This window comes from Pelomonas margarita, from assembly GCF_043555875.1.
Taxonomy (GTDB): domain Bacteria; phylum Pseudomonadota; class Gammaproteobacteria; order Burkholderiales; family Burkholderiaceae_C; genus Pelomonas; species Pelomonas margarita.
Window position 1 is genome coordinate 1 of sequence record NZ_JBIGHW010000096.1, and the last position, 252, is coordinate 252.

Below are 252 nucleotides of genomic sequence, written 5' to 3' on the forward strand. Positions count from 1 at the left end.
CCTCGACCCAGGCAGAACTCGTAGATCACGCCCGGGTGTGGGTCGTGATGACTGCGCGCCCAGGCCCAGACGTACGCCTTCTTCGTCTTGCCGGCGCCCGGGTCCAGCAGCGGCACCGGCGTCTCGTGTTGCCGCTGATGTAAATCCGCGTCTATTCGCTGGCGAGGTGTCGGATTTGGTTGCGGTCGTGGACTGGCGGTGAAGCGGCCACGGCCCAATGGCATCAGGGCCTGCATGCAGGCCCTGATGGGG

1 protein-coding gene is annotated in these 252 nt (G+C 66.3%); it reads right to left on the reverse strand.

Going from position 1 to position 252, the window contains the following annotated elements:
- Window positions 1-236, reverse strand: a 236-nt coding sequence (locus ACG0Z3_RS23400; protein WP_394402481.1) for an IS66 family transposase, incomplete at its 3' end; no start/stop codon positions are given.
- Window positions 237-252 lie beyond the last annotated feature (16 nt).